We start from the raw sequence: 7,705 nt of genomic DNA on the forward strand, positions 1-7,705 counted from the left end.
AGAAATATGCGTTTTCGGCACAAGCGGCCACCCGCAGGCATCGGCGGAAAACCGCTGGTCAAACGATATGATTTTCTGTATCAAAGCAATGCTTTCAATGACTTTATCAGCCGCGTTTGCCGCGGAAAACGCCAGCCAGACGGTAACCCAATGCCCGACCAGACCCGTTTTCTTGCCCTTGCCACCGTCAAGAACGAAGGTGCATTCCTGCTGGAATGGCTGGCCTGGCACCGGCTGATCGGCTTTACCGATTTCTTGGTCTTTCAGAACGGCTCGGTCGATGGCACCAAGGAATTACTGGCCCTGTTGGCTGAACATGGGCTGATCACCTATCACGACAATGACGGCATCCGCTTCCGCTCTCCGCAGCGCCATTCTTATCGTCAGGCGAGCCAATCCGATTTGTTTCGTCAGGTCGATTGGGCCATCGCCATCGACGCAGATGAGTTCATCCGTATTGATGTTCCCGGCGGCACCCTGCCGGATCTGATCGCCGCCTATCCCGATGATGCCGAAGAAATCCGTCTGAACTGGCATAATTTCGGCCACAGCCAGCAATACACGCTGGAATCTGATCTGGTGGTGTCGCGGTTCACCCACTGCCTGCCCGAAGACATACGGCGCAAAAACCGTATTCCGACCAAAACAATTTTCCGCCCGACATCCTTTGCCCGCTTTGGCGTTCATTCCCCAAAATCGCACGTCGCGCCGACATGGCATTCCTATGACGGTTCGGCCAACCGGATCGAAAGCCCCGAAACGCTGGCGGTTGGTCATCACGACCCAGAGGCCGGCCGGCTGGCGTCGGTGCATCATTACATCGTCAAGGATACCGAAAACTTCGTGCTGAAATGCGACCGGGGCAAATCCGGCCATGTGAACCGCGACATGAAGGAACTCTACTGGAGGAACTGGAACGCCCGTGGCGGCATTGATACGACCATGGCCGCACAGGCCGGACGCATCGCAGAGGAAATCCAGCGTATCGACGCGATTTGCGGCGGGCAGGCACTAAAGATCCAGCAGGCGGCAATGGTGTGGCGGCATGAACGCTATGCGCAATTGATGGGTGATCCTGAATATGCGATCATCACCAAAGAGATTCTCGAATACGAAAATCAGCCGGTTCCCGAAGCCATTGCACGGGTCGCAAGCCAATTGCCCAGCCCTGAACAACCTGCCCCGGCGCTGCCCGATACCCCCCCTGCAGCGGTTGCAGAACCCGCAGGCCCGAACCTTGATTTCAGCCTGATGCGCGAAATGGCACAGACGCAGGGCGGTGAGTTCCACGAAACAGAGCATCATGTCGTGGTGCATATTCCGGGCCGGGACCGGCTTGTCTTCGGCTTTGACAACCTGTCGTCGATGGGCGTTCCCGGCCCGCGCAAACCCTGGGCATTCGACCTGATCCGGGCGCAGGGCTGGGGCGCGCTTGGGGTGATGGTCAAGCGCAATGACTGGTTCCGCTCGGATGCGCTGTTCGATGTGCTGGAGGATATGCGCGACCGTGGCATTTACGCCAGCTATCCTGCGGTTTCGATGTATGGGGCCTCGATGGGGGCCTTTGGCGCAGCGGCTTTCGCGCCGCTGGCACCGGGCTGCACGGTTCTGGCCTTTGCGCCGCAATCTTCGCTGGCCGCCGATCTGGTTCCGTTCGAGCGTCGCTATCGCTATGCACGCCGCCCGGAATGGTGGGCGCTGCCGCGCTATCGTGACGCCGCCGAGGGGATCAAGGCTGCGGGCAAGGCGATCATCGTCCACGACCCCTTGATCGGTGCCGACAAAGCCCATGCCGAGCGACTACTGGGTGATAACGGTGTCGATCTGCGCTGGCCTTTTCTGACGCATAAGATCCCGCCCCGTTTCAAGCTGATGAAAATCCTGAAGGATATTGCGCTTGAAGGCATGGCCGGAAGGCTGGACCGCGCCCGGTTCTGCGAACTGATGCGGGCGCGGCGCGATTGCAACGCTTACCTTGTTGATATGCTGTCTGGTGCTGCTCAGCGGGGGCATACGAAACTGGCACAGGCCGCGCTGAAACAGGCTAGAAACCATAAGGACAACTGGAAGCTGCGCCAGCTCGAACGCAGCATACGGCGACAAGTTTCTGAAACAGAATCCGTCGGAAACTGACCGGCGGGCCTCATTCCAATGACAATCCCTGTCATTCTTTTGCACCGCAAGGGTCAGGCTCGGATGGGCGGCAAGATCATGCGCTGCGATCAACTTGCGGCGATCTGCAACAGGTCACTTGGCCAGCGTTACAGCTTTTCGGTTCAAAGCCTGCTGAACAATCCGGGTCCAGCGCGTGATGCCGGTATCCGGGCGCTGACAGGTGCGGTGGTCATCGGGCTGAAAGGCGTGTTTCAAAATCTGAGCGCCGCCGAGATGAAACAGATCAAATCCACCTCTCTGGCCGTCGGGATGGATTATCTGGACATGACCGCACGACGCCTGTTTGCACCTGATTTTGTTGATTTCCACATCTCTGCCTCAGTATCTGGACAGCGACATCTGGTTGCCTGCGCTAAGCGCGACAGGCAGGCCACAGGCCGGGTGTTCTACCTGCCGCATCACTGGGATCCACGGCTGACACGGCAAAAGCCGCAACAGGATCAATGGGCGGTGGCTTATTTCGGCCGGGTCGAGAACGCCCATATCCCCGAAACCGCCCGCAGCCTGCTGACCCAGCCCGATTATGGCAAGGACAGCGATTTCGGGCAGGTCCTGGCGCAGATGTGCCGCACACCGCTGCACTATGCCGTGCGGCCCGAGCTTGGGGCCGCCACCGCACCGCTGAAACCCTTTACCAAAGGCTTCAATGCCGCCGCCTGCGGGGCGAATATCATCTGCACCGCCGACACCACCGACGCGATTCACTATCTTGGCAAGGATTATCCCTACCTGCTTCCCGACAGTTCGGATGCCACGATTCTGGACTGTCTGGCACGCGCCAAGGATGATTTCGGCGGCCCGGTCTGGAATGATGCGCTGGATCGGATGCAAATGCTGCGCAAGCGCACCGCCCCCAGAATGGTGGCACGCCATATGGGCAAGATATTGGATCAGGTTCTGGCCTGACCAGACATCCCCGCAACAAACGACCAATATGCAGGTATCCGACACCCCGTATATCGCAGACATGCTGCAAAAACGTCATGGGATCAGGTTTTTCCCACCTGTCCGCGAGACGGTGCCGCTTGTGTCTCCTCATGCCCGGTTCGAGGCTTTTACCCGGTTCCTGCCCGGCCAGTTCATGCCGCTTGGCGCATTCAGCTATTCACAAAGCTGGTTTTCTTTGCTGCATCAGTCGGGGCGCTGAACGGCTTGCGAACAGCGAACAGCGAACAATAAGACCCCGGATCAGATACCGCCGCAATCACGCAATCCGCGACCGGATCGCGGTCAGCAGGGCGGTGACACCCTCCGGGCTGGTGCTGTTGATGCCGAAAAGCCGGTCTGATCGCAGGCCGTTCAGCGCGTGGATCACCAGCTCCGCCAGCACCGGATCATCGGATTCGGCGCGGGCGCGGGTCAGGATGTGGTCCTGATAGTCACCAAGCGGGGCCAGAATGGCGGGATCTTCGGCCAGCGCCGCCAACAGCCCGGCATCGTGATCATCCTGATCCCAGTCGCGCTCGAACCCGTCCACGATCTCATGCAGAACGGCATTGGGCCGGGCCGGATCGCAGTTTTCCAGCCGCGCCCGCGCCTCGGTCAGAAAATCCTCGACCAGCGCCTGCATCAGCGCCGATTTCGAGGGGAAATGATACAGCAGCCCACCCTTGGACACCCCCGCAAGCGCCGCGACCGCCTCCAGCGAGGCACCGCCTACGCCCTGCGTCATGGTGATTTCCTGAGCCGCCTTCAGGATTTTCGCGCGGGTCGCTGTAGGATTGCGGGCCATGGTGTGACTTTGCATTGACAATACCGTCCAGACGGTAAAGTTTATGCCTGACGGTTTCAACCCCTGATTCCGGGGGATAACGGCGGAGGCTATCAGGTGGTCAAGCGTTTCATCATCGCCATTCTGGCGCTGGTTCTGATCGGCGGCGGGCTGGTCGGGTTCAACCTGTTCCGCGACAAGATGATCCGCGACATCTTTGCCAACCTGCCGGTGCAAGTGCTGCCGGTCACGACGGTGACGGTGCAGCCGGTGACATGGCAGCCGGTTATCGAGGCCATCGGCACCGCCAATGCGGGGCAGGGGGTTGAACTGACGGTCGAGGCGGCGGGCATTGTCCATGAGGTTGCCTTCAGCCCCAACCAGAAGGTTCAGGCGGACGATCTGGTGCTGCGGCTGGATGATGTGACGCAGGTGGCCGATCTGGAATCGGCGCAGACTCAGCTTGATCTGACCCAAACCGCGCTGAACCGCGCCCGCCAGCTTCGCGGTCGGGGCGTGGCGACGGATGCGGCGTTCGAGGCCGCCGAGGCCAATTTCCGCACCGCCGAGGCCACCCTTGCCCGCGCCCGCGCCGCGCTGCAAACCCGGCGGCTGGTTGCGCCCTTCACCGGCACCATCGGCCTGCCGCGTGTTGATCCCGGCGCTTATATCACCCCCGGCACGGTGGTGGCGACCTTGCAGGATCTGGATCGGATGCGGGTTGATTTTACCCTGCCAGAGCAGGAATTGCCGCATCTGCATATCGGCCAGACTATCACCATCAGCAGCGATCAGGGCGACGACAGCCTGACGGGCAGGATCTCGGGGATTGATCCCAAGATCGACTCGGCCAGCCGGATGGTGGCGATCCGTGGCGAGGTCGAAGGCACCGCGGGTCGCCTGACGCCGGGCCAGTTCGTGCAGATCAGCGTCGCCCTGCCGGTCGAGGAAAACGCCATCGCCCTGCCGCAAACCACCATTGTTTCAAGCCTCTATGGCGATTACGTTTATCGCCTGCACAAGCTGGATGAAACCGATGAGGACGGCAGCCCGCAGTTCGAGGTGCGGCAGGTCTTCATCCAGCCGGGCCGCCGCGCCGCCGGGCTGATCGAGATTCTTGGCGACGCGCTGGCACCGGGCGATCAGATCGTGACTTCGGGCCAGAACCGGCTGTCGAACGGTGCGCGGGTGACGGTGGACAACAGCGTGACGCCAGACGGGCAGGGGCAGACCCCGCCTGCTGCGCCGCCCGCTGAGCCAGCAGCAGAACCCGCAGCGGAGGCCAGCCAGTGAGCCTGTCCGACATTTTCATCAAACGCCCGGTTCTGTCCACGGTCTTTGCCTTTATGCTGATGCTGCTGGGCATCATGGGCGCGACCAATCTGCAAATCCGGCAATATCCCAAGGTCGATGAATCGGTGATTACCGTGACCACGGTCTATCCGGGGGCCTCGGCGGATCTGATTCAGGGCTTTGTGACCTCGCCCATCGCCGGGGCGGTCTCGACCGCCGAAGGGGTGGATTACGTCAGCACCCAGTCGCGCCCCTCGGCCTCGGTCGTGTCGGTGAACATGCGGCTGGGGGCCGATCCCGATGCGGCGCTGACCGAAGTCATGTCCAAGGTCCAGCAGGTGCGCAGCCAACTGCCCTCGGACGCCGAAGACCCGACCATCGTCAAAGGCACCGGGATGCAGTTCGCCACCATGTATCTGGCGCTGCAAAACCCGAACATGACGCCGGAACAGGTCACGGAATATATCGAGCGGGTGATCCGCCCGCGCATGTCCACCATCGACGGCGTGGCCGAGGTGCAGATCATGGGCGCGGCGAATTACGCCATGCGCGTCTGGATTGACCCGCTGAAACTGGCCAGCCGGGGCCTGACCGCGGCCGAGGTGATGCAGGCCATCAACGCCTCGAACTTTCTGTCCGCACCGGGCAAGACTGAGGGCGATCTGGTCGCCTATCCGATCACCATGGAATCGACGCTGCAAACCCCGGAAAGTTTCGGGGCCATGCCGCTCAGCGGGTCAGGCGATGAGGTCGTGCGCCTGCGCGACATCGCACGGGTCGAGATGTCCGCCGCCGACCGTGACATGATCGTTGAGTTCAACGGCCAGCCCGGCACCTTTCTCGGCGTCTTTCCGACCCCAAGCGCCAACCCGCTGGATACCGCCGCCAATGTGCTGGCCGAACTGCCATCCATCCGCGACACGCTGCCCGACGGGATGGAGCTGACGCTGATGTATGACGCAACCGAGCAGATTTCAGCCTCGATCCGCGAGGTGCTGCGCACCATCGTCGAGGCCACGCTGATCGTGTCGGTGGTGATCCTGCTGTTCATGGGGTCGATACGCTCGGTCGCCATGCCGGTGGCAGCAATCCCGCTGTCACTGATCGGCACGCTGTTTCTGATGTTCGTCGCAGGCTATTCCATCAACCTGCTGACCCTTCTGGCGCTGGTGCTGGCCATCGGGATCGTGGTCGATGACGCCATCGTGGTGGTCGAGAACGTCCAGCGCCATATCGACGGCGGCATGACACCCATGCAGGCGACTTTTCGTTCGATGCGCGAATTGGTCAGCCCGATCATTGCCACCTCGCTGACACTGGTGGCGGTGTTCATGCCGCTGTTCTTCACCGGCGGGCTGACCGGCGCACTGTTTCAGGAATTCGCGCTGGCGCTGGCCGGTGCGGTGTTCCTGTCGGGGGTGGTAGCGCTGACCGTCTCACCCATGATGTCGGCGCGTATCCTGACGGCAGGCGGCCATTCGCGGTTCCAGAAATGGATCGACCGCAATTTTCTGCGCTTCGAAGGCTGGTATGCCCGGCGGGTGGAATCCTCGCTGGATTACCGGCCGGTGACGCTGTTCATCATGGCGGTTCTGATCGGGGTGACGGGCTATCTGTTCCTGAAAACCTCGACCGAGCTGGCCCCCGAGGAAGACGATGGTGCGCTGCTGTCGATCATCGCCGGACCGCCCTATGCCACCACCGACTACACCCGCCGCTACGTCGATCAGATCAACGACCTGACCGCCGGGCTGCCCGAGGTCGAGGCCAGCTTCTCGGTCGTCGGCTTTGGCGGCGCGACCAATTCCGGCTTTGCCCTTTGGGCGCTGAAGGATTGGGCGGATCGTGGCCGCAGCCAGGCACAGATTCAGCAGGATCTGCAAAACCGGCTGGCCCCGCTGGCGGGGGTTCAAGCCTTTGTTTTCGCGCCGCCTTCGCTGCCGGGGACGGGGGGCGGGCTGCCCATTACCATGGTGGTGCAATCCACCGGCGACCCCGCGCAGGTCTATGAAGTGGCCGAGGAAATCAAGAACAAGGCACAGGCTTCGGGCCGGTTCATCGTGGTGCAGAACTCGCTTGCCTATGACACCACCCAGGTGGTGGTCAGCATCGACCGCGACCGCGCGGCGGCGCTGAACATCCCCGCCAGCCAGATCGGCGCAACTCTGTCGCTGCTGGTCGGCGGTGGTGCGATCGGCCAGTTCGACCGCGACAGCAACAGTTATGACATCATCATGCAGGTGCCGCCCGAATACCGCGCCGATCCCGAGCAACTGGGCCAGTTCCGCCTGCGTTCGCTGACCGGGGAAATGGTGCCGCTGTCCGCCGTGACGCGGATCACGACGGGCGTGGCTTCGGCCAGTATCGAACAGTTCAACCAGCTTAATTCCGCCACCATCTCGGCCCTGCCGCTGCCCGGCGTGACCACCGGCGACGGTCTGGCGGAAATCGAAGCCATCGCCCGCCCGCTTCTGCCCGACGGGTTCTTTATCGACTATTCCGGCCAGTCACGCACCGAAAAGACCG

The 7,705-nt window shown here is 61.8% G+C and carries 6 protein-coding genes; 5 read left to right on the top strand and 1 reads right to left on the bottom strand.

From position 1 onward, the window contains the following. The first annotated feature begins 150 nt into the window (after positions 1–150). Genes Q4G24_RS05505 through Q4G24_RS05515 form a run of 3 tightly spaced genes read left to right on the top strand, consistent with a single transcriptional unit; the run spans position 151 to position 3,322 of the window. Positions 151–2,133, top strand: a complete 1,983-nt coding sequence (locus Q4G24_RS05505; protein ID WP_303365507.1) for a glycosyltransferase family 2 protein — start codon at positions 151–153, stop codon at positions 2,131–2,133. Between the two features lie 18 nt (positions 2,134–2,151). Beyond that, positions 2,152–3,081, top strand: a complete 930-nt coding sequence (locus Q4G24_RS05510; protein WP_303365508.1) for a hypothetical protein — start codon at positions 2,152–2,154, stop codon at positions 3,079–3,081. Between the two features lie 28 nt (positions 3,082–3,109). Then, positions 3,110–3,322: a hypothetical protein gene (locus Q4G24_RS05515; RefSeq protein WP_303365509.1), complete on the top strand. Its 213-nt coding sequence runs from the start codon at positions 3,110–3,112 to the stop codon at positions 3,320–3,322. Between the two features lie 57 nt (positions 3,323–3,379). Here the strand turns inward: Q4G24_RS05515 and Q4G24_RS05520 are convergent, their stop codons facing one another. Then, complete coding sequence (locus tag Q4G24_RS05520) at positions 3,380–3,907, bottom strand: TetR/AcrR family transcriptional regulator (protein WP_303365510.1); 528 nt, start codon at positions 3,905–3,907, stop codon at positions 3,380–3,382. A 96-nt stretch (positions 3,908–4,003) separates the two neighbouring features. On the opposite strand from Q4G24_RS05520, the gene Q4G24_RS05525 reads away from it, so the two are divergent. Both Q4G24_RS05525 and Q4G24_RS05530 read left to right on the top strand, forming a co-directional pair. Beyond that, the gene (locus tag Q4G24_RS05525; RefSeq protein WP_303365511.1) at positions 4,004–5,179 is read left to right on the top strand and encodes an efflux RND transporter periplasmic adaptor subunit; all 1,176 of its coding nucleotides are present in this window, start codon (positions 4,004–4,006) and stop codon (positions 5,177–5,179) included. Continuing rightward, positions 5,176–7,705 (top strand): efflux RND transporter permease subunit (locus Q4G24_RS05530; protein WP_303365512.1); only part of this gene is annotated, 2,530 nt, incomplete at its 3' end. The genes Q4G24_RS05525 and Q4G24_RS05530, both read left to right, overlap by 4 nt.

The organism is Paracoccus sp. (in: a-proteobacteria) (assembly GCF_030538695.1).
Taxonomy (GTDB): Bacteria; Pseudomonadota; Alphaproteobacteria; order Rhodobacterales; family Rhodobacteraceae; genus Paracoccus.

Coding starts and splice junctions, on each gene's coding strand:
- Q4G24_RS05505 (WP_303365507.1), top strand. CDS start 151: ATGCCCGACCAGACCCGTTTTCTTGCCCTTGCCACCGTCAAGAACGAA.
- Q4G24_RS05510 (WP_303365508.1), top strand. CDS start 2,152: ATGACAATCCCTGTCATTCTTTTGCACCGCAAGGGTCAGGCTCGGATG.
- Q4G24_RS05515 (WP_303365509.1), top strand. CDS start 3,110: ATGCAGGTATCCGACACCCCGTATATCGCAGACATGCTGCAAAAACGT.
- Q4G24_RS05520 (WP_303365510.1), bottom strand. CDS start 3,907: ATGGCCCGCAATCCTACAGCGACCCGCGCGAAAATCCTGAAGGCGGCT.